Below are 25,435 nucleotides of genomic sequence, written 5' to 3' on the forward strand. Positions count from 1 at the left end.
ATGGACGAAACTTTAAAATGGTTTACAAAACGAATGGAGGAGAGCGGCATTCCGCTTTCTCCCGTTCAGCTTGAACAGTTCGAAACTTATTATCGTCTGCTCGTTGAGTGGAATGAAAAAATGAATTTGACCGGCATTACCGAACGAGATGCTGTATACGAGAAACATTTTTATGATTCCGTATCGCTTTCTTTTTATACGAAGATGGACAGTGTTCGTAAGCTTGCTGATATAGGCTCAGGAGCGGGTTTTCCTAGTATTCCTTTGAAAATTTGTTTTCCTCATTTGCAAATCATGATTGTTGATTCTTTGAATAAAAGAATACAATTCCTAACGCATCTGACAGAGCAGCTTGGTTTAGAACAGGTTTTATGTTTGCATGGCCGGGCTGAAGATATTGCACAATTGCCAGACCACCGTGACAAGTATGATTTAGTAACGGCAAGGGCAGTTGCGAGATTAAATGTATTAAATGAATTTTGTTTGCCCTTCGTAAAAAAAGGTGGATTGTTTGCTGCAATGAAAGGCTCGCAATCGGATGAAGAAGTTCGGGAGGCAGCTTTAAGTCTAAGAGAGCTCAAAGGAAAAATTAAATCACAGCATCAGTTATCGCTTCCAAACGAGCAATCAGAGCGACATATTATTTTAATAGAGAAGCTAGATGCTACTCCGCATAAATACCCTAGAAAAGCAGGCACTCCACTAAAACAGCCACTTATGTAGCTGGCATCTAATGTTCCACGTGAAACATTTTGCAAATGGTTACTTGGGGAAAAGAACTTCCATTTTCTTATAACAATTATTTGTTCTAAAATGATGTCAAGCAGGAGATCGTCCAGTGATAGTCGAATTATTATAGTAGATGAAGAGACTGGACGATACCGTTACATAGACGAACCAATAAACGTCTTCATAAGACACATTGAAGTTCGTATCACGGGCAAATATAAGCATCGTATCAAGCTTTACAGCCATACCTGATTATATTTTAACTGAAGCCTCTCCTATCATTTCCGAATGAATTTTGTTATGGATGTTCGCCGTGCAGTTGACGATTATTACCTGAGAGAGGTTCTAGTAACCGAAATAATCCAATTGGCAATGAACCAATCTTACTGCTGAAGCGTATTTATTGCAAAAACCTTGTAATTGCTTTTTAATAGAATGGAGACATTTTCCTAGTTTACTAGTGTTAATGCTGACATTTTGTGTGAAACGCATGCTTCCCATTACTATGATGGGGGTTATGGTTTCTTTTGAAGTGATTAAAAACAAGGTTTATCTCATGATCGGGTGGTAATTATCGATATGAAAGAACAATTTTCTCGATTGTTCGGCCTGTCCGAGCAGCGCATACCGCAAGAAGAAGTTCGGCAAATACCGATTCAAGAAATCGACGCAAGCCCATTTCAGCCGCGGACGATTTTTGATGATGACCGAATTGAAGAATTATGTCAAACGATAAAAACGCATGGTGTTATTCAGCCTATCGTTGTTCGTATGCGTAATGGAAGATATGAAATCATAGCAGGGGAACGTCGCTGGCGTGCTGTTACTAAGCTAGGTTACGATACGATCCCTGGTATTGTTCGTGAATTCAACGATTCACAAACAGCTTCCATTGCATTAATTGAGAATCTTCAAAGAGAAGGTTTATCAGCAATTGAGGAAGCGATAGCTTATCAAAAATTAATCGAGCTTCATCAATTAACACAGGAAAGCTTGGCTCAGCGTCTAGGGAAAAGTCAATCGACGATTGCCAATAAATTAAGATTGTTAATGTTGAATGATACGATTAAGATGGCTTTAATGGAACGGAAAATTACGGAACGACATGCAAGGGCTTTGTTGTCGCTCGATAATGAAGAGTTGCAGCTTAAAGTATTAGATGAAATCATAACTAAAGATTTGAATGTTAAGCAGACTGAGGTTAGAATCGCTTTCCTAAAGGAGTCAACCAAACTCAAGAAAGCGAAACGTATTTCTTTTACTAAGGATGTACGTCTGGCCCTTAATACAATCAGACAATCCATTGAAATGGTTTCTGGTTCTGGATTACAAATTAAGACGAATGAAAAGGATCATGAAGATCATTATGAAATTACGATCCAGATCCCTAAAAGATAGAGTTATATCTTAAAATAGTATAATTTAATGCTTATTTGTGCCGTCCTCACTGAGGGCGGCGATGCCATTTGTAGCTAGTTTTTTATTAAATGTGCTGTACATGTATGATTCATGATAATTAACTAGTTTTATGTTATTAGCATTTTTACGTTAATGGATCTTAAGAAAATAGCACATAAAAGTTGTACACATAGAGGTGAGCCGGTTTTGTCGAAGATAATTGCAATAGCCAACCAGAAGGGCGGTGTCGGAAAAACGACAACGTCTGTCAATTTAGCTGCCTGTCTTGCATCACTTGGTAAAAAAGTGCTGCTAGTTGATATTGATCCACAAGGGAATACAACAAGTGGTCTCGGTATTAACAAAGGGGACGTAACGAATTGTATTTACGATGTGCTTATTAATGAAGTCCATCCAAAAGATGCAATGTTCGAGACGGCTGTTCCAGGTCTGAAAATCATTCCAGCAACGATTCAATTGGCTGGTGCCGAAATCGAATTAGTGCCGACGATATCAAGAGAGCTGCGTTTGAAAAAGTCTTTGCATATGGTTAAGGATGATTTCGATTATGTGCTTATTGATTGTCCTCCATCACTTGGGATATTAACGATAAATTCGTTAACCGCAGCTGATTCTGTTCTTATTCCTATTCAGTGCGAATATTATGCTCTTGAAGGTTTGAGTCAACTGCTTAATACGGTTCGACTCGTTCAAAAGCATTTAAATACATCGCTTCAAATTGAGGGTGTTCTTCTGACCATGCTTGATGCGAGAACGAATTTGGGAATTCAAGTTATTGAAGAAGTGAAAAAGTATTTCCAACAAAAAGTGTACCAAACGATTATTCCACGCAATGTACGTTTAAGTGAAGCGCCATCACATGGACAAGCTATTATCACATACGACCCGCGTTCTAAAGGTGCAGAAGTTTATCTTGAACTCGCAAAGGAAGTGATTATGTATGAGCAAGCGGCTAGGTAGAGGGCTGGATGCGCTTATCCCATCGCTTTCTGTGAATGACGATGATAAAGTGATTGAAATTACCTTATCCCAACTAAGGCCTAATCCGTATCAACCTAGGAAAACATTTGATGAGGATTCGATTAAAGAATTAGCTGAATCCATTAAGCAGCATGGCATCATTCAACCTATTATTGTTCGTACAGTATTGAAAGGTTACGAAATTATAGCAGGTGAAAGACGCTTCCGTGCTTCGCAATATTGTGGAAATGCAACAATACCTGCTGTAGTAAGATCGTTTACTGATCAACAAGTTATGGAGATTGCTTTAATAGAGAACCTACAGCGCGAGGATTTGAATGCAATTGAAGTTGCAATTGCTTATCAGGCGCTTATCGATAAGTTCAAGCTTACGCAAGAAGAGTTGTCCATGAAGGTCGGAAAGTCCCGTTCTCATATTGCCAACTTCGTTCGGTTGCTTTCGTTGCCAACTGAAATAAAAGATAATGTTTCACGTGGAACAATTTCTATGGGTCACGCAAGAGCGTTGGTCGGCATTAAAGATGATAAGGTGCAAAAGGAATTAGCAGATCTTACCGTTTCTCAAGAGTGGAGTGTCCGCGAGCTTGAAGAGGCGATTCAGAAGCTTGATTCTAAGCAGCCGGAAGATACAGCGAAGCCGAATCAGAAAAAACGCGATCCGTATATTGACCATTTAGAGGAGTCGCTTCGTGAACGATTTAAAACGACAGTGAAAATTAAACAGCAAAAAGATAAAGGCAAAATTGAGCTACAATACTATAGTAAACAGGATTTGGAACGTTTGCTAGAATTGCTTCAATACATGGCATAGACTATACCAAACAATGGCATACCTTAGTTGTAATCTTGCTTTTGAAAGATTAAACTAAGGTATGCCATTGTTGTGAGCAGGCAGCTAGGAAAGGTGTGAAATTCGTGAGCAATCATAATCAATCACTCATTTATTTGGATCATGCGGCAACCTCTTGGCCTAAGCCGCCTGCAGTAACAGAAGCAGTCGTTAACGCTATGTTAAATGACGCTGCTAATCCGGGAAGAGGCAGTCATGCTATGGCTGTGCGAGCAAGTCGAATATTATTTGAAACGCGCAAACAATTAGCTAAACTGTTTAACATAAAAAACCCGAATGACATAGCGTTCACCTCTAATACAACGATGTCATTAAACATGGCGATAAAAGGTTGGTTGAAGCCTGGTGATCATGTTATCGCAACTTCAGTTGAACATAATTCAGTAAGAAGACCATTATATTATCTGGAACAGACAATCGGTATTGAAGTGACATATGTAGAGTCGGATGAACGTGGAAATATTAACATAGATGATGTTTCCTCAGCTATTCGTTCTAACACAACACTGGCTATTGTTAATCATAGTTCCAACCTGTTAGGTACAATTATGCCTGTAGCGGATATAGCTGAACTAACAAGGAAGCATGGAATAAAATTGTTAGTTGATGCCGCGCAAAGTGCAGGTATTTTACCTATAGATGTAAGAACAATGGGCATTCATATGCTGGCTTTCCCGGGACATAAAGGGTTGCTCGGCCCACAAGGCACAGGAGGGCTGTACATCGATCCTGAGCTTGATTTGGTGCCTTTATTGCATGGCGGGACAGGGAGCCAATCTGAGGCAGTAGAGCAGCCTCAAGTGAGGCCAGATCGTTATGAGGCGGGAACACAAAATACACCGGGCTTGGCAGGGCTCAAAACCGGTGTACAGTATGTTCTGAATGAGACGGTGCACAATATCCATACTAAGGAATGGCTGCTTACTCAGAGATTAATGCAAGGACTTGAACCAGTAAAGGGAGTCAAAATACTGGGACCAGAGCTTGGGGAACAAAGAACAGGTATTGTAGCTTTTAACCTAGAGGGCGTTGATCCTTCTGAATTATCATTCATATTGGATCAGCATTACCGAATTGCTGTGCGAGCTGGATTTCATTGCACTCCACTCGCACATGCTTGTGCAGGAACATTGGAAACAGGAGCTATACGAGCAAGTGTCGGTGTATTTACAACGAATGAAGAAATTGATGCGTTAACAGGTGCAATCAGAGAGATTGCACAGCAATATGGCGTTTAGCATTGAACTGGGGGCGGAGTAGCTAAGATGGAAGATTGGACATCAAATCCGATGAATGCAGTTACGGTGGGCATTGCGTTATTTGCCATCGTATTATTCATTTGGATAGCGGTTTTAGGCGGACGGCTGAAAAAGCTAAGAAAGCAATATACAGCGGTTATGGGGAATACAGGTGTGACGAATATGGAAGATGTCATTGTTGAATTGAAGCAAGGCCTTGCCGAGCAGCAGCAAGCGAATGCGGAGCTGAAGGCGCAGCTAATTGAAATGCAATCTACTGTAACAAAGCAAAAAGGAAAAGTAGGCGTCATTCGTTATAACGCTTTTGCTGAACAGGGCAGTGATCTCAGCTTTTCAATCGCAATTATCAATGATGAGAAGGATGGAGCCGTATTCTCAGGTATTCATAGCAGGGAGAATACTTATGTCTATGCAAAACCTCTTGAAAAAGGCCAATCAGTATACCCTTTAACCCCAGAAGAGCATAAAGCTATTTTGGAAGCAAAATAGGAAACTTAATTGTTTTAAATATTATCCGATGCTGCGGTTTGTTCAAGAACGCTGGTCGTGATATGCGCATTGTTCGCAATAGCAGTAAATAGACTGAGCGAAATAATGTCAGCCATTTTCATAACGAGATGCAGACGAGTGTTTTGCAGCACAAAATACTCCATAAATCCGCCTACATTAACGATACCAGTAATATGAATGTCGCCAACAGGAGGAAGGTCCTTGTTGACGCCAGCACCAGGACGCACAGGGCCTACACCAACTTGAATGCTGCCTACGCTGGATACTTGACCAAGGCAGGCATCAATGCCAATCACAAATGGTTTGTGGAACCGCCGATTGATCTCGATAAGGGTATCATCTAAATTCATAGCATGAACTGGATTTTCAAGCGTGCCAAATAGTGAAAAATGAGGGCTGCGGTATTTCGATAGTGAGGTTCCAATCAGCGGTCCTAAAGAGTCTCCTGTTGAACGGTCCGTGCCTACGCAGACAACTACGATGGGGCGTGCAGCAGCCATTTCTTCGAGCATGGCTGTAAGTCGATTTACTAGCATGCCAATTACGTTTGCGGTGGTGTAGGGTACCTTCAAAGGCGTCTCTTTAATAAATGAAAGCTTCATAGAATCCCTCCGATTATACCGATATGCTACTAGTATATGGATAGGACAACCATTTTATACGTCAGATAGTTTTGATATTTTGTTTGCCAAGAAAGTTTGTCATGCTAATTTAATGGAGGTCTTGCTTGTGTTAATTGCCTTCGATTCAACTCAGCAAGCATTGCGTGCAGAAATGCTGCTCGAATACGCAGATATTGAAATTGACATATGTCCCACGCCGAAGGAAATTACAGCCGGCTGCGCATTATCTATTCATTTTCCTGAGGAAGATTTGATAACGGTTAAGGAAGTTATTGTGCAGGAAAACGTGGAAGTTAGAGGTATATTTAAGCCGATTGAAGCCGGTTATGAGCAAATCGACATGTAAATATATTCAAAGTTAATGAGGAGGAATTGTGATGTCAATCAGAGAACGATATGATGAATTTGTTGATTGGTTGACAAACAATGAATTATGGCAAGCATTTGGTAGTTCTGCGCTGCGAATCGTTATGTTCTTATTCATTGGCCGTGTAGTTGTATGGGTAATCCATAAAACCATTGATCGAATTATTTTAGAGCGTGAGAACAAGATGTTGATCAACCACACAAGGCGAATGACAACCGTAGGCAAGCTGATGAAAAATGTAACTTCTTACGTCGTCTATTTTATAACCATTATGCTCATATTGTCTGAATTCGGGATTAATTTAGGGCCATTGCTCGCAGGAGCAGGTGTACTTGGACTTGCTGTCGGGTTTGGTGCACAAAGCCTGGTGAAGGATATTATTACGGGATTTTTTATTGTACTCGAAGATCAGTTCGCTGTAGGCGATGTGATTCAGACAGGGCAATTCAAAGGGACCGTAGAAGTCATTGGACTTAGGACAACCCGTATTCAGAGCTGGACCGGGGAGGTTCATATTGTTCCCAATGGCATGATCAATGAGGTTACAAACTTCTCGATTAATAATAGCATCGCGGTTGTTGATATTTCGATTGCTTTTGAGGAAGAAGTCAATCGTGCGCTAGAGGTCATTCGACATACGATGATCACGATGAAGGATGAGAATTTAATTAATGCACCGGAAGTGCTTGGTATTCAGGCTATTGCTCCAACAGGGGTAACGCTTCGAGTGATTGCTGAGTGTCGACCGAATACGCATCCGATCGTATCACGCAAGTTAAATATGGAGCTGAAAAAGGCATTAGATGCGAGCGGTATTGAAATTCCGTATCCTCGAATGGTCACTTATCATCGCAATGGAAAGGGAGGCGAAAAAGATGGAGCGTAAGCAATTTGAGCTAGGTGATGTTGTTCAAATGAAAAAACAGCATCCATGCGGCTCTAATGAAATGGAAGTCATTCGAATGGGGATGGACATCCGCATTAAATGCGTCGGTTGTAAGCACAGCGTTCTAATACCTAGAGCTAAATTTGAAAAAAACATGAAAAAGGTGCTGCGCTCCAAAGCCTCTGAAGAAGGCTTAACGTAAGCAGAAGTATGAACGGCTGAGGTGTTTTAAGGAAATACTTGCGCGTTGACAAGCACTGTGATACAATAATTTTTACATGCGGAGAGGTACCCAAGAGGCCCAAGGGGGCTGACTCGAAATCAGCTAGGCGGGTCAAACCGTGCGTGGGTTCGAATCCCACCTTCTCCGCCATTATATTAAACATTTACGGTTCCTTCAGAGGAACCGTTTTTTTATGTCTTTTTAATAGATTAGGAAATACAAAGGAATAAATAATATAGAAAAGAGAGCTCTTGCGAGCTCTCTTCCTGACGGTGAATAATGGCTGAGTCGATCAATTCTCACTGCAAGCTGTTGAAACATCATTCGTCAATCGGAACAATTCAGCTAAAGCTTCATTAAATCCTTTTGAGCACAATCATACACGACCGATTGAACGGTAACGTGTATCAATGCTCGAATGCGCGTGTGTTACAGACAAGTGTCTTTGGCACAACCCTCCGCTTCTCTCCTGAGTGGACGAAATCCTCACGCGATGAGAGCTAATCCGTTTTTAGACGGGGATAGTGTCTCCGCGTTTGCCGAAATGGTTCAATGGAACCACACCTCTCTTGCACCGTCAAAAATTAGAATGGCCAAACTGATGTTTTATTATTCAAAACCATGTAGAAAAATTAATGGTCCATTCGTTTCCATTTACGCTCGTGATTAGAGGTGTCAGGAAAACGCTGTCCTTTGCTGAGCTTGACCTTCTTCGGATTATTGATTCCCATATGAAATGAGTTCACACCGTCCTCGATGTATGTGCCATCATTCGGAGCTTTGTCGCCCGGCGAAAACATTGTACCTTCACCCATTATGATCAGCCTCCAGCTTATATTTAGAGCGGATAGATAAATGCATAAGATCTATCCCTTCATGTTGTAGTATTAGCGGGCAATGGAATTTGCATGAGTAGCAGATAACGGCTATAAAATGGATTGACCATCGCCAGAAGTTGCCTGCGAAGCAACATCATCTATTTTCGCTTGTCATAGGCGTTCAGATTTGATATAGTATAGAGATGCGAGCAGAAGCTCGTTCCTTGCTCCATTTATGGGGCCGTTAGTCCAAGAGGAGGTGAAACAATATGCGCAAATATGAAGTAATGTACATCGTTCGTCCAGACGTTGAGCAAGAAGCCTTGCAAGCGATCGTTGACAAATTCCATGGCATTATCTCCAATGGCGGAGAAGTCACAAAGCAAGATGTGAGCGGAAAACGTCGTCTTGCGTATGAAATCAACAAGCTTCGTGATGGTTATTTTGTACTCGTTCATTTCAATGCAACTACTGAAGTTGTAAATGAACTTGACCGTATCATGAAGATTACGGATGAAGTTATCCGTTCGTTGATCGTCAGAGACGCCGCTTAATCCAAGCTGGATTGTTCGATTGGGAGGTCAGAAACGATGTTGAATCGTGTTATACTAATTGGTAGATTGACGAGAGACCCAGAGCTTCGCTATACACCTGCAGGTGTCGCAGTTACACAATTTACGTTAGCGGTAGATCGTCCGTTTACAAGCGGTGGTCAAGGTGAGCGTGAAGCGGATTTTATTCCGGTTGTAACATGGCGTCAACTGGCCGAGACTTGCGCCAACTATTTGCGCAAAGGCCGCTTAACAGCGGTTGAAGGTCGCATTCAAGTTCGGAATTACGAGAACAACGAAGGCAAACGCGTCTACGTGACGGAAGTTATCGCTGATAACGTTCGGTTCTTGGAATCCAACAAAGATGGCGGTGGATCGCGTGAAGAGGGTGGAAGCAGCTACAGCGGCGGTACAAGCACCGGCGGAAGCAATTTCGGCGGCAATGCGTCCCAAAGCAGCGGTAACCGTCCATCTGGTAATAACTCACGTAACGACAGCCGTGATCCGTTTCAGGATGACGGACGCCCGATTGATATATCAGAGGATGATTTGCCATTTTGATAATGGTGTAGCTCAGGCTGCACATGTCAATGGAGCAGTTGCACAGCCTTTAGCTGTTGTGTAATTGTAATATTTTCAACGATAAGGAGGATACCTATCATGGCTTTCAAGCAAAGAGATAACGGTGGCGACGAGCGTCCAGAACGTAAGTTCAGCGGACGTAAAGGCGGACGCAACAAACGCCGTAAAGTTTGTTTCTTCACTGTAAACAAAATTTCTAAAATTGACTATAAAGATGTTGATTTGTTGAAAAAGTTTATTAGCGAGCGCGGCAAAATCTTGCCACGTCGTGTGACTGGTACAAGCGCGAAATACCAACGCTTGCTTACAATCGCAATTAAACGTTCACGTCAAATCGCATTGCTTCCTTACACGACTGAATAGGTTGATGTCTGGAATCAAAAAGCCTACTGAGGTTTCTCAGTAGGCTTTTTTTGTATTTCTAATCGAATGATACGCATATATTCACGAGGCAAGTAAGGGGAATATGGCTCCAAATGATGGTTAGAATCATGCGCTGAATATATTTTGTATTGGAGTAAGGATGCAGGCTGCAGCAGCTGTTTGCTCCGCTGCTGGTCCATTTGCTGATCCAAATGCCATGCGCCAGCTAAAATCAGAATGAAAATGAATGAGCTGATCGCTATTTTTGTATGCCGCATGATGATCACTCCTTTAGTAAGAGTAATCCCCATTTTAACTATTTTCATTCTCCCCGCTTTGTCATCTCAATTCTTTTGACAATTTTAGACTTGAACGATATACTAAAGTGTAGTCAAAAAACAACTAAATTAACTTTTTTATCGGAGGAGCCTGCCAACAGCGGGCTCTTTTTGCGTTTTTTTAAGGCTCCGGCAGAAATGGAAGTACTTTTATAGAAATTGGGAAAAGCTATGGAAGTCATTTGTAGAGGAAGGGGAGAGTGTTTTTGCTATCTGTCATCATCATTTTACCATTTATTATGGCTGCTATTAGTCCTTTGCTGCGAAAGCTGCTGCATGGACTTCATACGGGTTGGATTATTCTGCCTTTGCCAATTTTGCTGTTTAGTTATTTTCTATGGAAAATACCAGCGATTCAAAGCGGAGATACCATAACAGCAACGATCCCGTGGATTCCTTCTTTAGGAGTCAATTTCACCGTTTATTTGGATGGTTTAGGTTTATTATTTGCCTTATTAATTACGGGAATTGGCGCGTTAGTCGTCCTTTATTCGATTTATTATTTGGATAAAAATAAGGAAGCGATAACATCCTTTTATGTTTATTTGCTTCTATTTATGGGGGCTATGCTCGGGGTTGTCCTATCAGATAATCTTATTGTGCTGTATGGTTTCTGGGAGCTGACGAGTATTTCCTCGTTCTTGCTGATCGCTTTCTGGAACCATAGAGAGAAATCGAGATATGGCGCATTAAAATCTATGCTTGTTACAGTATTCGGCGGCCTTTCTATGCTGGCTGGTTTTGTACTGCTATATGTGATGTCAGGCACCTTTAGCATTCGTGAGATCATCGGCAGCGTTGATACGCTAAGCGGCCATGCATTGTTTTTGCCCGCAATGCTGCTTATTCTAGTCGGAGCGTTTACGAAATCGGCGCAGTTTCCATTCCATATTTGGCTGCCCGATGCGATGGAGGCTCCAACCCCTGTAAGTGCGTATCTGCACTCAGCGACGATGGTTAAGGCAGGTTTATATTTAGTCGCTAGGTTCAGTCCAATCTTCTCTGGAGAGTCGGCTTGGTTCTGGCTCGTTTCGTTCTTTGGTCTTGTGACGATGATTTATGGCTCTTTCCGAGCGATGAAGCAGACGGATTTAAAATCATTACTCGCGTTCTCAACGATTAGCCAGCTCGGCTTGCTGATGAGTTTATTTGGACTTGGATCGGCGGCGGCTTTCTATACAGGAGGTACAGATTCACTCTTTTATGCAAAAGCAACGATGGCGGCCATCTTTCACTTGATCAACCATGCTGTGTTTAAAGGTGCTTTGTTCATGGTTGTTGGGATCGTTGACCATGAAACAGGGACGAGAGACATTCGCAAGCTAGGCGGACTTATGGCTCTAATGCCAATAACCTTCTCCATTGCGCTTATTGGAGCCTTCTCGATGGCGGGCCTGCCACCGTTTAATGGCTTTTTGAGCAAGGAAATGTTTTTTACAGCGGCTCTTAATATTAGGCAGCTGGACTTTTTCAACGTTTCATTTATGCTGGCTATCATTCCCGTTATCGCATGGGTTGCAAGTATATTTACATTTGTATACAGCATGATTTTGCTATTTAGAACGTTTATGGGACCAGCACAGTTTGAAAAGTTGGCGAAGAAGCCGCATGAAGCGCCGCTCGGCATGCTTATTTCCCCGGTCATTCTTGCTTCTTTAGCTGTCGTTATCGGTTTGTTCCCAAATCTGCTTGCGTACTCTTTAATTGAACCTGCCATGGCTGCGATTCATCCGAATGTGCTGCTGCCCGGCGAGCGTTTCCTCGTGCATATTCAATTCTGGCATGGCTGGACAGCTGAAATATTTATGACGATGGGCGTCGTTATTGCAGGGACACTTTTGTTCAAGTTTCATCAACGTATCCAGTGGATCAATCAACCGCTCTTCCAGCACATCTCATTGAACCAAATGTATGATGGAGGGCTTCGAGTATTGGATAGAGGCTCCAATCGGTTGACCAACCGTTATATGACGGGTTCCATTCGCCACTACTTGATGTACATTTTTGTATTTCTAATTGTGTCACTTGGGTTAACGATGATCCAAGAGAAAGTGAATGTGTTTCAGTTCTCGGATTATGCTCCAATATCCGTATATGAGGCGGTTATTATTATCGTCTTAGTCATATCGGTTATTGCTATACCGTTCACGAAGTCGAGAATGATGGCTATCATTTTAACGGGTGCGGCAGGTTATATGGTCACCTTGTTTTTTGTCATCCTACAGGCGCCTGATCTAGCTTTGACTCAGATGATCGTCGAGACAGTATCGGTGACGCTGTTCCTCTTATGTTTCTATCATTTGCCGAAGCTGAGCAAGGAAATAGCCGCCCTGCGTTTTCGACTATCTAATTTCGTTATTGCGCTTAGTGTGGGAATTATAATGACATTAATTGCGCTTGGTGCAAGCGGAAATCGCGCGTTTGATTCTATATCAGACTTTTTCTTAAAAGAGAGCTACGAATTAGCGGGCGGCAAAAATGTGGTTAACGTCATCCTCGTTGATTTCCGCGGCTTCGATACGATGCTTGAAATTGTTGTCCTTGCCATCGCATCGTTAGGTATTTATGCCATGATTAAGCTGAAGCTGGATACAGAGGATGAAAGAGTGTTTCTGCCTAAGCAAAGCAATAGAGGAAAGCTGGCGTTTCCTGTAGTAAGAAGCAACGATGTTATTCTGCAGACGATAGCGAAAGTCGTTATCTTCATTATATTGACGTTCTCAGTGTATTTGATGTTCGCAGGRCATAACCATCCAGGCGGAGGATTTATCGGGGCATTAATGGCGTCGGCTGCATTTATTTTGCTTACAATGGCCTTTGGATTGCAGACGATGCGAGAGGTTATTCCTATCGATTTCCGAGTATTAACAGCGATTGGGCTGTCGATTGCTATTTTGACGGGAGTAGGATCTTTTATATTTGATGCACCATTTCTCAGTCATGCCTTTGGTCACTTCGAGCTGCCGCTGTTGGGCGATACGGAGCTTGCTACGGCAATGCTGTTTGATTTAGGGGTATATTTGACCGTTATTGGCGTGACGATGACCATCATTTTAACGATAGGGAGGGATAAGTAGCTATGGAATTGTATATGTCACTCGCAATCGGTGTTATTTTTACAGTCGGGGTGTATCTGATCTTGTCCAAAAGCCTGCTGCGTATCATTTTGGGAACCTCTATCCTTACCCATGGTGTTCATTTGCTGCTGCTTACGATGTCCAAGCTGAAAACAGGAGCTGCGCCGCTGCTTGGCGAAAAGGCGGAAACGTATGTTGATCCGCTGCCGCAGGCTCTAATTCTAACTTCTATCGTCATCAGCTTTGGCGTGACTTCCTTTTTCTTTGTACTCGCTTATAAGGCTTATCAGAAGCTGGGTACTGACGATATGGAGCAGTTAAGGGGGAATGACGATGAATAATCTGCTTGTATTCCCGCTTCTCATTCCTTTATGTACGGCAGTTATTCTTTTGTTTTTTAAATATAGTGTGATCGGGCAGCGCTGGATAAGTGCGATTGGTATGCTTTTTAATCTGGCTGCAGCTATTGTCCTTATCTATCAAGTAAAAACGGAGGGCATTCAAACGCTGCATATGGGAGGCTGGCTGCCGCCGTATGGTATTGTGTTCGTTGGTGATATGCTTGCCGCATTGCTTGTTTTGGCTACTTCGATTGTCGGCACCTTCTGTTTGTTCTTTGCATTCGGAACGATCGGCAAGGAGAGAGAAAAATATTATTTTTATCCGTTTTATCAGTTTCTGCTCGTCGGTGTGAGCGGATCGTTTCTTACGGGAGATTTGTTTAATTTATTTGTGTGCTTCGAGGTTATGCTCATTTCCTCCTATGCGCTTATCGTGCTTGGAGGGACGAAGAAGCAGCTCCGCGAAACGTTGAAATATATATTAATTAATATTTTATCCTCAACACTATTTGTTGCAGCAGTCGCCTATTTGTACGGAGTTGTAGGCACTTTGAACATGGCGGATCTATCACAGCGCATAGCTGAAGTAGGTCAGAGCGGCGTCTTGAACGTCATAGCGATACTGTTCATGATCGTATTTTCTTTAAAGGCGGGACTGTTCCTATTTTTCTGGCTGCCCGGCTCTTATAGTGCGCCTCCGGCAGCGGTATCCGCATTGTTTGGTGCGCTGCTCACGAAAGTAGGCTTATATGCTCTCATACGGACATTTACGCTTATCTTTTATCACGAGCCAGCGATTACGCATAATTGGTTGGCTTGGATGGCCGCTGCAACGATGGTTTTAGGCGCGTTTGGGGCAGCTGCTTATTCCGATATTGGCCGTATTTTGAACTACAATGTCATCATCAGCGTTGGTTTTCTAGCTTTTGGGTTAGCAGTGAGCTCAAAGGAAGCGCTAGATGGAGTCGTGTTCTATTTGCTGCACGATATGGTTGCCAAAGCACTCCTTTTTATCATTGGAGGAATGCTTATGTATATTGCTGGTACGGGGCGTTTAAAGGAAATGGGAGGCTTGATCAAGCGTTATCCGTTTATGGGCTGGATGTTTTTTATCACAGCGTTAGCCATTGCAGGCATTCCTCCACTTAGTGGATTCACAGGAAAACTGCTGATCATTATGGGCGGCTTTCAGGAAAAATATTTCTGGCTTACAGCTGTGTCGCTGGCATCAAGTTTCATCGTGCTCTATTCCTTGATCAAAATATTTATGGCGGCTTTCTGGGGTGCAGAAATGAAAAACGCCGAATCGTTGCCTGCCGTTAATAAAGGATTCATCGTTTCCGCAGCAGGGTTATGCTTGATCGTCGTTGCGATGGGCATCGGATCGGAATGGGTGTATCAATATGTTTCTGAAGCAGGGCATACGCTTATCAATCCGGCGCAGTATATTGATGCCGTATTAAAGGAGTAGATGAGATGGCTTTGCAAATCTTATTAAACTTAATCATTTCGTTCGTATGGATGTTTCTTCACAATGACTGGTCGGCTCCGCGGTTTATCGTAGGTTACATCATCGGTATTTTATTTATAGGGCTGCTCAGCCGCTTTTGGCCGCATGACTTTTATATGAAGAGAGTATGGGCAATCCTTAAGCTGCTTGTCCTGTTCATAAAGGAATTGTTTGTTTCCAGCTTCGTTGTGATTGGACTAATCATTCGTCCTAAGCTCGCCATACGTCCAGGTATTTTTGCTCTGCAAACCGAGCTCAAAACAGATTGGGAAATCACAGTGCTGTCCTGTCTAATCTGTTTGACACCAGGGACGCTGACGCTCGACGTATCCAAGGATGGCCGAACGTTATATATTCATGCGATGGATATGGATGATGCGGAGCTGCTCTCACAGCAGATCAAGGATTCTTTTGAAAAAGCGATTATGGAGGTGACTCGGTAATGCTGTCCACTATGCTTATTGCATCATTAGTTATACTATCACTAGCTATTTTGGGTTGTATGTACCGGCTGCTCAAAGGTCCATCCATAACGGATCGGATCGCTGCTTTGGATACGATTGGCGTCATTTTATTATCGATGATTGCAGTCATTTGCATGCTGTTAAAAACAAAAAATTATTTCGATATCATATTATTGATCGGCATATTGACCTTTATCGGGACAACCGCTTTTGCAAGATATATTGAAAGGGGTGTCGTCTTTGAACATGGAGATGATAAGTAAAGCAGGAGAGCTGATTATTGGTCTGATGGTTCTGTTTGGTGCTTTAATTGGTGCTCTAAGTGCTTTCGGCTTAATTCGGCTCCCTGACGTATATTTACGATCACATGCGGCAACCAAAAGTGCGACGCTTGGGGTGTTGATCATTTTGGTAGCTGCTTTCCTATACTTTATGATTTATTTGGAGCATACGAGCGCCAAGCTGCTGTTAGGTATTGTGTTCGTATTCATCACGGGACCGGTAGCCGGACATTTGAATGGAAGAGCGGCCTATCGTTCAGGCGTACCGCTATGGAATAAAAGCATACAGGATGATTTGAAGGACGCCTCTAAAGAGGAACAGGGATAATTTCCAGCAAAGGCTAGCATACCTTTCTAATCGATCCGCTTCAAAAAGGAATGAAACATGATTTTTAATAAAATAAGATGATAGGCGAGCCCGATGCCAAATACCCCTAAAGCAGCTGAAGGCTCGCCTGCTATGCCTAATAAATAGCTTTTGGCAGGCCAGTAGCTTGGAATCCAAGCGCCTAAATATTGCCATGGCAAGGGGGTGAAGGCAGCAATAATAGGCCCTGCAAAAAGTAAACCGCTTATTTTGGACAAGGCTAAGCCTTCGACCTTATTAGAAGCAAAAGTCGCTAGAAACAAAGCCAAACATGGAGCCTCTAGGGTTAGCAATACGGTGGTATACAAACTTTCGATTTGAATCTTTGCAATGCCCGATAACAGGATGAATAAACTGGCTAAGCTTATTGCAAGTGCGCATGGCAGCAGTAATCGATACAAAAAATAGCCTTTACGTGTGAAAGGGGTAATCGCATAATAAGCAATCATGTTTTCATCCCGTTCATCGAGCATAAGAAGCCCAGCCATTGTCCCTGGAAGCAGCGGTATGACAAGCATAAGGAACGTTACCGCGAAATTGGAATAATCCATCAATAAAAAGCCGTACTGCTCCTGTATCCAATCGGATAATGGAGGGAAGGCATAACGTGTAACCACGATAATAGCTAGGGGACCAAATAAACTGGCCATAAGCATAGGATCCATCCTAATTTGCCTCGCATCATTTTTCATAAAAGCTTTAATTTTCAGTATCATTATGAATCCCCCTTTCCTATTTTCATAAGAATGACCTGCTGAAATGACCGTTTAGCCCATAAGAAAACGAGTGTGTTGCCCAATAGTAAAATGAAAATGGCATACATCGTTTCTGCGACAGTGGGCTGTTTGATCATCGATTTTAACAACAAGAGGGTCCCTTCCGTAGGGATGATTATGTATAAATATTGATTGCCAATGTGAAAGAAGTCGAGTAGAGGAAGCGCAAACGGCAGAGCATAGAACTGTGAGCGTAGAATGAAACCGTTTACCGATTGCGAGCGTACAACTACGCCAATAGATAACAAGGTGAAAAAGCTGGATGTAAGCAGGATGCCAATCGTGAAATGAAAGGGTGAAGCGGGTACACCAATGGAAAATAGATGTATAGCCCAGGCAGATGAAATCGAGAGCAAGGCAAGAGAAGAGGCTTTGGCGAGTAAATATTCGGTTACACGAAGCGGTGTTACGAACAGATTGTCATGAATGCCTTGGTCTTTCTCAAGCAAGACAATGCCGCCGGCTAGAATTAACCCTAACGCACTTGGATCAGAGAAGGTAAGCAATAGAGCAACGGTTGTTTTGTAGTCTGTGGGAATAGAGTGGAGCAATAGGAGATATATTGTGCAGATGAGCATGTAGATCAGGTAAAATTTATGGCGCCACTGGAAACGAAGATCATGACATACGGTCATCCACATTCTCATACTAAAGCCCTGCCTGTCACATCAATAAATATTTGTTCAAGAGTTGCTTCTAAGGAATGAATCGTTTCGATTTTTTCATCACGTATAAGGTTCATAAATTGCTGATTCCCCGCAAGCCCAGCCATAGAAAAATGTTCGGTTATCAGCTCATGCTGCTTTAAATATTCAATTCGAACACTGTTTTGGCCATGTCGCAGTCTTAGCTCTCTAGGAGAATCAATAAGCTTAATCTGACCATCGACAATAAAAGCAACACGGTCGCAAAGCTCCTCGGCTGCTTGCATGTTATGCGTTGTGATGACGATGGTAGTACCTGCAGCTTTCCTCTCCAAAATCAACTCTTTCATCCGCTTTGCATTTACGGGATCAAGGCCGGAGGTCGGTTCGTCGAGAAACAAAATATTTGGTTGATGCAGCAGTGCACGACAAAAATTCAACCTCATCTTCATGCCTTTGGATAGCTGTGAAACCTTCATATTCGCCGCATCCTGCAGTCCGACCTGGGAGAGGAGCTGCATAGGGTCCAAGGTAACGCCTGCATAAAGTGAACGAAACAATTTTAAGTTTTCAAGGACTGTAAATTTGCTGTAGAAGTTGGGGAATTCAAAAGCAACGCCGATTTGTTCATAATAGTCGGGACCAGTGTTCTTGATTTCATGATCCAAAACGCGCACACTGCCTGCGTAACCTTTGAGTGCACCGATTAATATTTTTTGCGTAGTGCTCTTTCCAGCGCCTGATGGACCGAGAAAACCAAATACTTCTCCCGGCGCGATTGAAAAGGTAAGGCCGTGCAGAATCGTATTTGTTGTGCCGGGATACTTGTACTCAAGCTGATTCACTTCGATCATCTGATAATTTCGCCTCCTAAATCACGCTTTGCATACATACCTTCCGCAACAATATCAAGCATAAATGAGATGGTATCGGAATAAATGCCGGGCCCGATTTCTTGCTTATGCAAGGTAAGAAGGACAAGCGCTCTAATCATACTAACGATGAGCTCAGGCTTTGTATGAGCGAGAATGCCAGCTGCTTGCCAATGGTGAATAATTGGCATTAAGGCATCTGCATCATCCGAGAAATTATGTTCCAAGAGCTCTGGAGGCAGCTTGCGTACAAGCTGAGCAAATTCACCTTCCAAATACATTTGACGAACCATAGGGCTTTCGCCTAATAGACGGAAGGATTCAATAAGAAATTTGTGAATACTCTCTTTGGTTACGAGTTCACTCCGATTTAGCGAAGCAAGCAGACGATTGCGGATTAAAGCCTCCTCTTCAAGCAGAATGTGATAAAAGAGCTCCTCCTTCGAATTAAAAAACATATAGAAGGAGCCTTGTGCAATGCCGCAAGCTTTCGTTAAATCCTCAATGCTTGTTTTGCGAAGACCAGCAGCTTCGAAGCTGCGTTTACCCTCTTCGAACAGCTTTTTGCTAATCCATTGTTTCTCTTGCTCACTGAATTTTTTGGGCATATGGATTCTCTTTTCTTTTTATGATTTTATGAATAATTTTATTTTATATTCACAATAAGCGATAAAAGAGATTTCAGTCAAGCATAATAAAATAGCAGTACCCAAGTAGAGGATACTGCCCTTCTGCCCTTATTTTGAAATTTTAGAAAGAAGATCATTTGCTGCTGTTATCTTATATTTCTCTGTCAAAGCGGTCACTATTAGCTTCAGCGTCGCCGTGAAATTCTGCTTTTGCCAACTTTTATGGATGGTTTAGACGTTCGCGGCTTGGTGAATACTTTGCTTGAGCTATTCTTTTGCTTATTGTCTTTCACAATCTTGCCCTTGGTCGCTGGCTTTGTGGTGATTGTATTCGTGCTTGCTTTGGGGGAAGAGGAGGAAACACCCGCCTCTTTGGAGCGTCTCATGACCGAGCCGGTACGATTAACGGTAACTGGCGGTGCAAGCTTCTTATCATCAACAGTAGGTATGCGGTACGTTGTCTTCGGCTTGTATGTATCCTTTGACGAATAACCTCGGTATTTGCCGCTGCCGTATTTGCCCTTATCAAACAGATCATCAAGAACACTCGCGATTAAGTAGGCTTGGAGAAAGCTTGAGCTATAATTCTGACGTACATATTCCGTTGAGTTAATTTCGATCAGTGTATCTTCCGGTGCATCAGGAGCCTGCTGCAAATCGATAACTTCATCGGAATAGACGAGAAACATCCGCTCTGTACTTGTCTCGCTCTGCTGCTTCGGTTTACGTTGCTCGTTAAAATCCGAAGCGACATCAGGAACGGAACGATTTGCGGCACGATAGACGTAAGAGGTTTGATTGCCAGAGCCATTGACTGATTCTAACGTGTACTGCTCCTTAACCGTATCTGAAATGGTGCATGCTGTGAGAAGCGGGATGATAAAGCTAAGCAGAAGCAGGTATTTTAAAGATTGATGCCACCATTTGTTCATCGTTATCCTCCTAGCCGCCGCGCAGCACGCGAACATCTGCAGGCAGCACGCTTTCTCCTTCATAGAGCATGAAGCGCCCGTTTTGCCATTCGATACGAAGCAGCTTCATATCATCCGATTGATATTGCCAGACAGACTGTTCGCCTCCCTGCATGTATGGCGTTTTGCCGGTCGCCGTAATTAAACCGGAGAATTGCTCCTCCATATGATACGTACGTTCATCCAGCTCCAAAATGGTAGGCACCTCGTCAATTGATTCCAAGCGCCCGTCTATAGGGTCATACAGCGCGAATACGTTTCTTTCTCGTTCCTCTATCGTTAAATAACGAATGGTTATGCCATCCTGCAGTGTGAGGACAATCGCGTTGCGTGCTCGATTATGAGTTCTGCCTGTGACGTTATAAGTTATTAAGGAAACCTCACAAGCATCGCCAGGTGACAATGTCATTATGCTCTTCTCAGCAATGGGCGGCGGAGAAGCAGCAATCAGGTTTTTGATCCGTTTGAACAAGCTCATCGTATATACTCCTTCTGAATAATTAGATAGACCCGATAATTAGTGCACCTGCAACATGAAGAGAACCTGCGAATAACGCGTAGTTGACTTTACCCTCATGAATACCTTGCTCCAGCTTCATACCGCTGATAGCGATGACGATTTTCTCTACGATCCACTCCAGTATGAGCAGCAGCACGAAGGAGATGAGCGAGATGAGTAGAGCTTCCCACATCTCACTTGATTTACTGATGGATTGGGACAATATGTACGCTTGAGCAAATAATTTGAGTACGAAGCGAGTCGTTACCGCGGTATTTCCTTTTTTAATTTCCTGCAAATCATTGTACTTCGTAAAACGCGAGTCTAAAAACATGATGATAATTAACAAAATTGCTCCAGCACCTGTCCAAATCGGAATTCGAATAAGGTCAATCCAAGACATCGTCAGTTCCTCCAATGGTCCAATTTATAAAAAAGACCGCTTCCGTTAAAACCGGTCCTCCGATTCGTAACATAAGCGGCCACACTAGATAATATTTATGAAGTGACTAAGCTATTACTGTTTCTCGTATTGCTTCATCAAAGCAGCAAGCTCATCATCGACCGCTTTATCCTTGCCGAGCTTCTCAAACTCAGCATCAAGCGATTTTCCTTTGGCGCTCAATTCGTTGCTGGCTTCAGCTTGCGCTTCCATTTGCAGCATCTTCTCTTCCATACGCTTCATGCCTGAAGCAGCTGAATCGGAACCGAAGCCAGACATTGCTTTATTAATTTCCGTTTGTGCCTTGGCTGCATTATAACGAGCGACGAGTGTCTCACGCTTGTTTTTAAGCTCAGTGAGCTGCTGGCGCATCTCATCCAGCTTGCCGCGCAGATTGTCTGCGAGCAATTTATTCTGATCGAAGCTCGTTTTGTACTCCGTTGATTTTTGTTCGGCTGTTTTCTTCTCTTCCAAGGCACGACGAGCGAGCTCAATGTTTTGCGCTTGTGCTGCCAGATGGGCTTGCTCACTGCGCTTCTCTACCAGCTGTGCTTGCTCTTCATAAAGCTGCTTGAATTTTTTCTCAATGGCAATTTGTGCTGCGACTGCTTTCTCGGCATCGGCTAGATCCTCTTGCATGTCGCGAATATATTGATCGGTCAACTTAACAGGGTCTTCCGCTTTCTCAATTAGAGCATATACATTCGATAAAGTTAGATCACGCAGTCGTTTAAATATGGACAATGAAATCCCTCCTAGAATCGTAGTACGCATAAGTCATAATACGCGAAGAGCAAGCGAGTCGTTGCAAGTAAATGCAGAATCACTGCCATTCGCGTTTGTATTTAAAGAAATGCTACAATAAACCAAAATGATCACCTGTATGAGAAGAAAAGAGGGAGCATAACCATGGAAAATAGCAAAACTGGAACGGAGCGGTTTAAGCGATTTATTTTAAACAATAAATTCGTATTATTTCTGCTTGTTTTGTTGCTTGTTGGACTGAATATTATGGTGCTGACGAAAATTTCATACATTTTCACGCCTTTAACCGTGCTGCTCAAGACCTTGCTGCTGCCGGTCATATTAGCGGGAATTGCTTATTACTTACTCAATCCAGTCGTCGACTTCTTAGAACGAAAGGGAGTCAAACGGATATATTCTATTATTATGCTGTTTCTGGTTGGCGCAGGACTGATTACAATTTTGCTGGTCATCGTCATTCCATTATTAAATGGGCAAGCCGTGAGCTTCGTGAACAGCTTTCCTAAATACGGCGAGCAATTGCGGGTTAAATTTGAGCAGTTTATGGATAGCGCTGGATTTATTCAGCTACAAGAGTGGTTTAATTTAAATCCGGAGAAGCTGACGTCGAATATTACAGAGCAAGCCACGTCCATTCTGAATGGAACGTTAACAAGCGTGGGTTCCTTTGTGGGAGCACTTAAAGAGGTTATTCTTGCGATATTGACGCTTCCGTTTATTTTGTTCTATTTGCTAAAGGACGGAAAAAGGCTGCCGGAAACGATCGTTAGTGTCCTGCCTAATAAGCTTCAGCCGCACACGAAACGAATTATGGCAGAGATGAACGGACAAGTCAGCAGCTATATCCGAGGTCAAATTATAGTAAGCTTCTGTATTGGGCTGCTATTATATATTGGTTACTTAATTATTGGCCTTGAGTACTCACTTGTGCTTGCATTGGTAGCTGCATGCACAAGCGTTATTCCGTATCTAGGACCTGCCATTGCGATTACACCAGCTTTAATTGTTGCTATGGTGACTTCGCCTGTCATGCTCCTGAAGATGGTGGTTATATGGACGATTGTTCAATTAATCGAAGGCAAGTTCATCTCGCCGCAAATCATGGGCAAAACGCTGCATATCCATCCGATTACCATTATTTTTGTTATTTTGACAGCAGGCAACTTGTTTGGCCTTGCAGGGATTGTACTTGCTGTACCGGGTTATGCAGTCATCAAGGTCGTTGTAATTCATCTGTTCGAATGGTTTAGAAGCCGCTCGATTCTTTATGAAGCAGATAAGAAAAGCGAAAACATGCTATAATAACCGATTTCGCTTAAGCAGCTTGAAATATATAAATACAATACCGAAAGCCAGCAGGTAGGATAAAAAGGTATACCCTATATTCCAGCCGTTGCCGTAGGTTACTTTGCCAAAGATTAGAGCCATAAACTCAAGCAGTGTAGTGCCCAGTATGAACAAGAACAAGATTAGTACGGTTAATATGGGGCGTGAATTGATCAACCAGATCATAAAGCATGCTAGTAGCGGGTAAAGACCTATATCAAGCGGCAAGGCGGAAACGGACTCGTCATTGGGGATAAGAGGAGTGAAATCCCAAAACTTTAATTGAAAACCGATTGAGTTGATGACTAAAGAGGAGACCGCTCCGATAGGGAAAATAAGAAGCAAGGTTTTGGGGCTTTTTATGCCCAAATATATACCGGCAATCCAAGGAACAAAGAACCCAAATATAGTATTGATAAGCATTATAAGTTCCTTTCTTGAACATTTTTTATTAGAATGTCCTGAATCCAGATCAGCATGCGTGAAAAAGAAAAAAGGAAGGCGCCAAGTGCGCCTTCCTTTTGTTTTAACCTACCTCTGGTTTGAGCAGTCGAATAGGTGGACCGATCGTCAGCTCAACTTTATTAATGCGATGTTTGCTTACTTCACGGACGGTAAAGGTCAAATTATGAAAGCCAAATTGTTTACCAGGCTTAGCTTCTTCCATTTCACTGTACAGCCAGCCGCCGACCGTATCAACCTCTTCATGCTCAAGCTCAGCTCCTATAAGGTCGCCCAGCTCAGTAAGCGATACCTTGCCATCCAGCATATAAGATGTATCCGACAGCATCTCGATATCTTTGCGTTCATCGGCATCAAATTCATCTCTGATATCGCCGACAATTTCCTCCAAAATATCCTCAATCGTTACAAGGCCGGAAGTGCCGCCATACTCATCTACGACGATCGCAAAGTGTACGCGTTCCTGCTGCATTCGTTTTAGCAATGTCTTGACAGGCATCACCTCGGAAACGGACATGACAGGCTGTATAAGTGTTTGCAAATCAATTTCTTTGTTTACTTGATATTGAAGAAACAATTGCTTCGTGTTGATCATCCCGACGATATGGTCTTTGCTGTCGCCGGCAACAGGGAAGCGGGTATACTGTTCCTTGCGAATAATATCCATGTTTTCTTGCAGCGTATTGTTCTTATATAAGACGGTCATGTCTGTACGCGGAACCATAATTTCTTTAGCTAAAATTTCATCAAAAGCAAAGATCCGATTTACGTAACCATATTCCGTATTGTTGATTTTACCGCTCTCTAAGCTGTCTGTTAAAATAATTTGAATTTCTTCTTCGGAATGGGCGTTCTCATGCTCCTTCGCTGGCTTTAAGCCAAACAAACGAACCAACGCATTGGCAGATCCATTCAAGACCCAGATGAAGGGGTACATGACTTTGTAGAAAAGAATAATCGGTTTTACGACAGTGAAGCTGACAAGCTCTGCCTTCTGGATGGCAATGCTCTTAGGAGCAAGCTCACCAACGACCACATGGATAAATGTGATGAATAGAAAGGCGATTAGAAATGACAAAATGTGACTCAAATTACTGTTTAGATTCCATTGCTCGAATAGAGGGAGAAGCAGTTTTTCAACGGTAGGTTCTCCTAACCAACCAAGTCCGAGCGCTGTAATTGTAATGCCAAGCTGACAGGCAGATAGGTAACCATCCAAATTGCTTACAACACGTTGAACGGCAATTGCGTTTTTCTTGCCTTCAACTACTAACTGGTCGACACGGCTGGAACGAAGCTTAATGATTGCAAATTCAGTAGCTACGAAAAAAGCGGTTAACACAATTAGTAAAGCAACTAAGAGCAGATTAAGTCCTATACCCATAATAAATGTTCACAATCCTTCTTATTCGTATTTAATTGATGTTATTTAATAGTACGAACTTTCTGCCAATTCATCAAACCGCTGAAAAAGGGTTATACGGCTGCAAAAGCTCAATTTTACCGATTT

The 25,435-nt window shown here is 42.7% G+C and carries 33 protein-coding genes and 1 tRNA gene; 20 read left to right on the forward strand and 14 right to left on the reverse strand.

Annotated elements, in window-relative coordinates; genetic code table 11:
- On the forward strand, window positions 1–723 hold the full coding sequence (gene rsmG, locus AB4Z50_RS08845) for a 16S rRNA (guanine(527)-N(7))-methyltransferase RsmG (RefSeq protein WP_441878059.1): 723 nt from the start codon (window positions 1–3) through the stop codon (window positions 721–723).
- Between the two features lie 96 nt (window positions 724–819).
- Here rsmG and AB4Z50_RS08850 read toward each other — a convergent pair whose 3' ends face one another.
- Window positions 820–975, reverse strand: coding sequence for a hypothetical protein (locus AB4Z50_RS08850; protein ID WP_441878061.1), 156 nt, complete (start codon window positions 973–975; stop codon window positions 820–822).
- A gap of 333 nt (window positions 976–1,308) precedes the next feature.
- Here AB4Z50_RS08850 and noc point away from each other — a divergent pair, with 333 nt between their 5' ends.
- The 5 genes from noc to AB4Z50_RS08875 all read left to right on the forward strand — a co-directional run bounded on the left by noc (window position 1,309) and on the right by AB4Z50_RS08875 (window position 5,727).
- Window positions 1,309–2,127, forward strand: a complete 819-nt coding sequence (noc, locus tag AB4Z50_RS08855; RefSeq protein WP_076266589.1) for a nucleoid occlusion protein — start codon at window positions 1,309–1,311, stop codon at window positions 2,125–2,127.
- 207 nt (window positions 2,128–2,334) lie between these two features.
- Window positions 2,335–3,108 (forward strand): ParA family protein, encoded by a 774-nt coding sequence (locus AB4Z50_RS08860; protein ID WP_076266588.1) that lies wholly within the window; start codon window positions 2,335–2,337, stop codon window positions 3,106–3,108.
- A complete protein-coding gene (locus AB4Z50_RS08865) occupies window positions 3,089–3,940 on the forward strand; it encodes a ParB/RepB/Spo0J family partition protein (RefSeq protein ID WP_441878064.1) in 852 nt (283 codons plus the stop codon). The genes AB4Z50_RS08860 and AB4Z50_RS08865 overlap by 20 nt, the downstream gene beginning before the upstream one ends.
- Window positions 3,941–4,044: 104 nt before the next feature.
- Entirely contained in the window at window positions 4,045–5,217 is a 1,173-nt protein-coding gene (locus AB4Z50_RS08870; protein WP_441878066.1) for an aminotransferase class V-fold PLP-dependent enzyme, read from the forward strand.
- A gap of 27 nt (window positions 5,218–5,244) precedes the next feature.
- Entirely contained in the window at window positions 5,245–5,727 is a 483-nt protein-coding gene (locus AB4Z50_RS08875; protein WP_441878068.1) for a DUF4446 family protein, read from the forward strand.
- Window positions 5,728–5,741: 14 nt separating this feature from the next.
- Here AB4Z50_RS08875 and yyaC read toward each other — a convergent pair whose 3' ends face one another.
- Window positions 5,742–6,350 carry a spore protease YyaC gene (gene yyaC / locus AB4Z50_RS08880; RefSeq protein WP_339205822.1) on the reverse strand — a complete coding sequence of 203 codons (609 nt, stop codon included), beginning with the start codon at window positions 6,348–6,350 and terminating at the stop codon, window positions 5,742–5,744.
- Between the two features lie 112 nt (window positions 6,351–6,462).
- On the opposite strand from yyaC, the gene AB4Z50_RS08885 reads away from it, so the two are divergent.
- The 4 genes from AB4Z50_RS08885 to AB4Z50_RS08900 all read left to right on the forward strand — a co-directional run bounded on the left by AB4Z50_RS08885 (window position 6,463) and on the right by AB4Z50_RS08900 (window position 7,997).
- Window positions 6,463–6,717 (forward strand): DUF3343 domain-containing protein, encoded by a 255-nt coding sequence (locus AB4Z50_RS08885; protein ID WP_076266583.1) that lies wholly within the window; start codon window positions 6,463–6,465, stop codon window positions 6,715–6,717.
- A gap of 31 nt (window positions 6,718–6,748) precedes the next feature.
- On the forward strand, window positions 6,749–7,624 hold the full coding sequence (locus AB4Z50_RS08890; protein ID WP_076266582.1) for a mechanosensitive ion channel family protein: 876 nt from the start codon (window positions 6,749–6,751) through the stop codon (window positions 7,622–7,624).
- A complete protein-coding gene (locus AB4Z50_RS08895) occupies window positions 7,614–7,826 on the forward strand; it encodes a DUF951 domain-containing protein (RefSeq protein ID WP_054025760.1) in 213 nt (70 codons plus the stop codon). Before AB4Z50_RS08890 ends, AB4Z50_RS08895 begins: the two co-directional genes overlap by 11 nt.
- Window positions 7,827–7,906: 80 nt before the next feature.
- Window positions 7,907–7,997: transfer RNA gene (locus tag AB4Z50_RS08900), tRNA-Ser, on the forward strand.
- Window positions 7,998–8,479: 482 nt separating this feature from the next.
- On the opposite strand, the gene AB4Z50_RS08905 is transcribed toward AB4Z50_RS08900, so the two are convergent.
- Entirely contained in the window at window positions 8,480–8,662 is a 183-nt protein-coding gene (locus AB4Z50_RS08905; RefSeq protein WP_441878071.1) for a YjzC family protein, read from the reverse strand.
- A gap of 272 nt (window positions 8,663–8,934) precedes the next feature.
- Between AB4Z50_RS08905 and rpsF the strand changes: the two genes are divergently transcribed.
- The 3 genes from rpsF (at window position 8,935) to rpsR (ending at window position 10,161) form a co-directional block, all read left to right on the forward strand.
- Window positions 8,935–9,219: a 30S ribosomal protein S6 gene (gene rpsF, locus AB4Z50_RS08910; protein ID WP_054025758.1), complete on the forward strand. Its 285-nt coding sequence runs from the start codon at window positions 8,935–8,937 to the stop codon at window positions 9,217–9,219.
- 36 nt (window positions 9,220–9,255) lie between these two features.
- A complete protein-coding gene (gene ssb, locus AB4Z50_RS08915; protein WP_054025757.1) occupies window positions 9,256–9,777 on the forward strand; it encodes a single-stranded DNA-binding protein in 522 nt (173 codons plus the stop codon).
- Between the two features lie 99 nt (window positions 9,778–9,876).
- Window positions 9,877–10,161, forward strand: coding sequence for a 30S ribosomal protein S18 (gene rpsR / locus AB4Z50_RS08920; RefSeq protein ID WP_054025756.1), 285 nt, complete (start codon window positions 9,877–9,879; stop codon window positions 10,159–10,161).
- Between the two features lie 23 nt (window positions 10,162–10,184).
- Here the strand turns inward: rpsR and AB4Z50_RS08925 are convergent, their stop codons facing one another.
- Window positions 10,185–10,439 carry a hypothetical protein gene (locus tag AB4Z50_RS08925; RefSeq protein WP_441878074.1) on the reverse strand — a complete coding sequence of 85 codons (255 nt, stop codon included), beginning with the start codon at window positions 10,437–10,439 and terminating at the stop codon, window positions 10,185–10,187.
- A gap of 260 nt (window positions 10,440–10,699) precedes the next feature.
- On the opposite strand from AB4Z50_RS08925, the gene AB4Z50_RS08930 reads away from it, so the two are divergent.
- Genes AB4Z50_RS08930 through mnhG form a run of 6 tightly spaced genes read left to right on the forward strand, consistent with a single transcriptional unit; the run spans window position 10,700 to window position 16,500 of the window.
- Window positions 10,700–13,576 (forward strand): Na+/H+ antiporter subunit A, encoded by a 2,877-nt coding sequence (locus tag AB4Z50_RS08930; protein WP_441878076.1) that lies wholly within the window; start codon window positions 10,700–10,702, stop codon window positions 13,574–13,576.
- A gap of 2 nt (window positions 13,577–13,578) precedes the next feature.
- Window positions 13,579–13,917 carry a Na(+)/H(+) antiporter subunit C gene (locus AB4Z50_RS08935; protein WP_054025754.1) on the forward strand — a complete coding sequence of 113 codons (339 nt, stop codon included), beginning with the start codon at window positions 13,579–13,581 and terminating at the stop codon, window positions 13,915–13,917.
- The gene (locus AB4Z50_RS08940) at window positions 13,910–15,388 is read left to right on the forward strand and encodes a Na+/H+ antiporter subunit D (RefSeq protein WP_441878078.1); all 1,479 of its coding nucleotides are present in this window, start codon (window positions 13,910–13,912) and stop codon (window positions 15,386–15,388) included. The genes AB4Z50_RS08935 and AB4Z50_RS08940 overlap by 8 nt, the downstream gene beginning before the upstream one ends.
- Before the next feature lie 5 nt (window positions 15,389–15,393).
- Window positions 15,394–15,870 carry a Na+/H+ antiporter subunit E gene (locus tag AB4Z50_RS08945; protein ID WP_441878080.1) on the forward strand — a complete coding sequence of 159 codons (477 nt, stop codon included), beginning with the start codon at window positions 15,394–15,396 and terminating at the stop codon, window positions 15,868–15,870.
- Entirely contained in the window at window positions 15,870–16,154 is a 285-nt protein-coding gene (locus AB4Z50_RS08950; protein ID WP_441878082.1) for a Na(+)/H(+) antiporter subunit F1, read from the forward strand. The genes AB4Z50_RS08945 and AB4Z50_RS08950 overlap by 1 nt, the downstream gene beginning before the upstream one ends.
- Window positions 16,138–16,500 (forward strand): monovalent cation/H(+) antiporter subunit G, encoded by a 363-nt coding sequence (gene mnhG / locus AB4Z50_RS08955; RefSeq protein WP_441878480.1) that lies wholly within the window; start codon window positions 16,138–16,140, stop codon window positions 16,498–16,500. Before AB4Z50_RS08950 ends, mnhG begins: the two co-directional genes overlap by 17 nt.
- A 26-nt stretch (window positions 16,501–16,526) precedes the next feature.
- Here the strand turns inward: mnhG and AB4Z50_RS08960 are convergent, their stop codons facing one another.
- From AB4Z50_RS08960 to AB4Z50_RS08995, 8 genes are all read right to left on the reverse strand, one after another.
- Complete coding sequence (locus AB4Z50_RS08960) at window positions 16,527–17,255, reverse strand: hypothetical protein (RefSeq protein WP_441878084.1); 729 nt, start codon at window positions 17,253–17,255, stop codon at window positions 16,527–16,529.
- Window positions 17,255–17,962 carry a fluoroquinolone export ABC transporter permease subunit gene (locus tag AB4Z50_RS08965; protein ID WP_441878086.1) on the reverse strand — a complete coding sequence of 236 codons (708 nt, stop codon included), beginning with the start codon at window positions 17,960–17,962 and terminating at the stop codon, window positions 17,255–17,257. Before AB4Z50_RS08965 ends, AB4Z50_RS08960 begins: the two co-directional genes overlap by 1 nt.
- The gene (locus AB4Z50_RS08970) at window positions 17,959–18,813 is read right to left on the reverse strand and encodes an ABC transporter ATP-binding protein (RefSeq protein ID WP_441878088.1); all 855 of its coding nucleotides are present in this window, start codon (window positions 18,811–18,813) and stop codon (window positions 17,959–17,961) included. Before AB4Z50_RS08970 ends, AB4Z50_RS08965 begins: the two co-directional genes overlap by 4 nt.
- On the reverse strand, window positions 18,810–19,439 hold the full coding sequence (locus AB4Z50_RS08975; protein ID WP_441878090.1) for a TetR/AcrR family transcriptional regulator: 630 nt from the start codon (window positions 19,437–19,439) through the stop codon (window positions 18,810–18,812). Before AB4Z50_RS08975 ends, AB4Z50_RS08970 begins: the two co-directional genes overlap by 4 nt.
- Before the next feature lie 206 nt (window positions 19,440–19,645).
- On the reverse strand, window positions 19,646–20,392 hold the full coding sequence (locus tag AB4Z50_RS08980) for a DUF4247 domain-containing protein (RefSeq protein ID WP_441878092.1): 747 nt from the start codon (window positions 20,390–20,392) through the stop codon (window positions 19,646–19,648).
- A gap of 10 nt (window positions 20,393–20,402) precedes the next feature.
- Entirely contained in the window at window positions 20,403–20,909 is a 507-nt protein-coding gene (locus tag AB4Z50_RS08985) for a DUF4178 domain-containing protein (protein WP_441878094.1), read from the reverse strand.
- A gap of 22 nt (window positions 20,910–20,931) precedes the next feature.
- A complete protein-coding gene (locus tag AB4Z50_RS08990) occupies window positions 20,932–21,333 on the reverse strand; it encodes a DUF350 domain-containing protein (protein WP_441878096.1) in 402 nt (133 codons plus the stop codon).
- A gap of 114 nt (window positions 21,334–21,447) precedes the next feature.
- Window positions 21,448–22,116 (reverse strand): PspA/IM30 family protein, encoded by a 669-nt coding sequence (locus tag AB4Z50_RS08995; protein ID WP_441878098.1) that lies wholly within the window; start codon window positions 22,114–22,116, stop codon window positions 21,448–21,450.
- 165 nt (window positions 22,117–22,281) lie between these two features.
- On the opposite strand from AB4Z50_RS08995, the gene AB4Z50_RS09000 reads away from it, so the two are divergent.
- Window positions 22,282–23,439 carry an AI-2E family transporter gene (locus AB4Z50_RS09000; RefSeq protein ID WP_441878100.1) on the forward strand — a complete coding sequence of 386 codons (1,158 nt, stop codon included), beginning with the start codon at window positions 22,282–22,284 and terminating at the stop codon, window positions 23,437–23,439.
- On the opposite strand, the gene AB4Z50_RS09005 is transcribed toward AB4Z50_RS09000, so the two are convergent.
- Together AB4Z50_RS09005 and AB4Z50_RS09010 are read right to left on the reverse strand one after the other, a co-directional pair.
- Window positions 23,434–23,832 (reverse strand): CBO0543 family protein, encoded by a 399-nt coding sequence (locus AB4Z50_RS09005; RefSeq protein WP_441878102.1) that lies wholly within the window; start codon window positions 23,830–23,832, stop codon window positions 23,434–23,436. The genes AB4Z50_RS09000 and AB4Z50_RS09005 overlap by 6 nt on opposite strands.
- 157 nt (window positions 23,833–23,989) lie before the next feature.
- Complete coding sequence (locus AB4Z50_RS09010) at window positions 23,990–25,309, reverse strand: hemolysin family protein (protein WP_076266563.1); 1,320 nt, start codon at window positions 25,307–25,309, stop codon at window positions 23,990–23,992.
- Window positions 25,310–25,435: the final 126 nt, after the last annotated feature.

This window comes from Paenibacillus sp. 2TAB26, from assembly GCF_052115145.1.
Taxonomy (GTDB): Bacteria; Bacillota; Bacilli; order Paenibacillales; family Paenibacillaceae; genus Pristimantibacillus.

Coding starts and splice junctions, on each gene's coding strand:
- rsmG (WP_441878059.1), top strand. CDS start 1: ATGGACGAAACTTTAAAATGGTTTACAAAACGAATGGAGGAGAGCGGC.
- AB4Z50_RS08850 (WP_441878061.1), bottom strand. CDS start 975: ATGGCTGTAAAGCTTGATACGATGCTTATATTTGCCCGTGATACGAAC.
- noc (WP_076266589.1), top strand. CDS start 1,309: ATGAAAGAACAATTTTCTCGATTGTTCGGCCTGTCCGAGCAGCGCATA.
- AB4Z50_RS08865 (WP_441878064.1), top strand. CDS start 3,089: ATGAGCAAGCGGCTAGGTAGAGGGCTGGATGCGCTTATCCCATCGCTT.
- AB4Z50_RS08875 (WP_441878068.1), top strand. CDS start 5,245: ATGGAAGATTGGACATCAAATCCGATGAATGCAGTTACGGTGGGCATT.
- yyaC (WP_339205822.1), bottom strand. CDS start 6,350: ATGAAGCTTTCATTTATTAAAGAGACGCCTTTGAAGGTACCCTACACC.
- AB4Z50_RS08885 (WP_076266583.1), top strand. CDS start 6,463: ATGGAGGTCTTGCTTGTGTTAATTGCCTTCGATTCAACTCAGCAAGCA.
- AB4Z50_RS08890 (WP_076266582.1), top strand. CDS start 6,749: ATGTCAATCAGAGAACGATATGATGAATTTGTTGATTGGTTGACAAAC.
- AB4Z50_RS08895 (WP_054025760.1), top strand. CDS start 7,614: ATGGAGCGTAAGCAATTTGAGCTAGGTGATGTTGTTCAAATGAAAAAA.
- AB4Z50_RS08905 (WP_441878071.1), bottom strand. CDS start 8,662: ATGGGTGAAGGTACAATGTTTTCGCCGGGCGACAAAGCTCCGAATGAT.
- rpsF (WP_054025758.1), top strand. CDS start 8,935: ATGCGCAAATATGAAGTAATGTACATCGTTCGTCCAGACGTTGAGCAA.
- ssb (WP_054025757.1), top strand. CDS start 9,256: ATGTTGAATCGTGTTATACTAATTGGTAGATTGACGAGAGACCCAGAG.
- rpsR (WP_054025756.1), top strand. CDS start 9,877: ATGGCTTTCAAGCAAAGAGATAACGGTGGCGACGAGCGTCCAGAACGT.
- AB4Z50_RS08925 (WP_441878074.1), bottom strand. CDS start 10,439: ATGCGGCATACAAAAATAGCGATCAGCTCATTCATTTTCATTCTGATT.
- AB4Z50_RS08935 (WP_054025754.1), top strand. CDS start 13,579: ATGGAATTGTATATGTCACTCGCAATCGGTGTTATTTTTACAGTCGGG.
- AB4Z50_RS08940 (WP_441878078.1), top strand. CDS start 13,910: ATGAATAATCTGCTTGTATTCCCGCTTCTCATTCCTTTATGTACGGCA.
- AB4Z50_RS08945 (WP_441878080.1), top strand. CDS start 15,394: ATGGCTTTGCAAATCTTATTAAACTTAATCATTTCGTTCGTATGGATG.
- AB4Z50_RS08950 (WP_441878082.1), top strand. CDS start 15,870: ATGCTGTCCACTATGCTTATTGCATCATTAGTTATACTATCACTAGCT.
- mnhG (WP_441878480.1), top strand. CDS start 16,138: ATGGAGATGATAAGTAAAGCAGGAGAGCTGATTATTGGTCTGATGGTT.
- AB4Z50_RS08960 (WP_441878084.1), bottom strand. CDS start 17,255: ATGATACTGAAAATTAAAGCTTTTATGAAAAATGATGCGAGGCAAATT.
- AB4Z50_RS08965 (WP_441878086.1), bottom strand. CDS start 17,962: ATGAGAATGTGGATGACCGTATGTCATGATCTTCGTTTCCAGTGGCGC.
- AB4Z50_RS08970 (WP_441878088.1), bottom strand. CDS start 18,813: ATGATCGAAGTGAATCAGCTTGAGTACAAGTATCCCGGCACAACAAAT.
- AB4Z50_RS08975 (WP_441878090.1), bottom strand. CDS start 19,439: ATGCCCAAAAAATTCAGTGAGCAAGAGAAACAATGGATTAGCAAAAAG.
- AB4Z50_RS08980 (WP_441878092.1), bottom strand. CDS start 20,392: ATGAACAAATGGTGGCATCAATCTTTAAAATACCTGCTTCTGCTTAGC.
- AB4Z50_RS08985 (WP_441878094.1), bottom strand. CDS start 20,909: ATGAGCTTGTTCAAACGGATCAAAAACCTGATTGCTGCTTCTCCGCCG.
- AB4Z50_RS08990 (WP_441878096.1), bottom strand. CDS start 21,333: ATGTCTTGGATTGACCTTATTCGAATTCCGATTTGGACAGGTGCTGGA.
- AB4Z50_RS09000 (WP_441878100.1), top strand. CDS start 22,282: ATGGAAAATAGCAAAACTGGAACGGAGCGGTTTAAGCGATTTATTTTA.
- AB4Z50_RS09010 (WP_076266563.1), bottom strand. CDS start 25,309: ATGGGTATAGGACTTAATCTGCTCTTAGTTGCTTTACTAATTGTGTTA.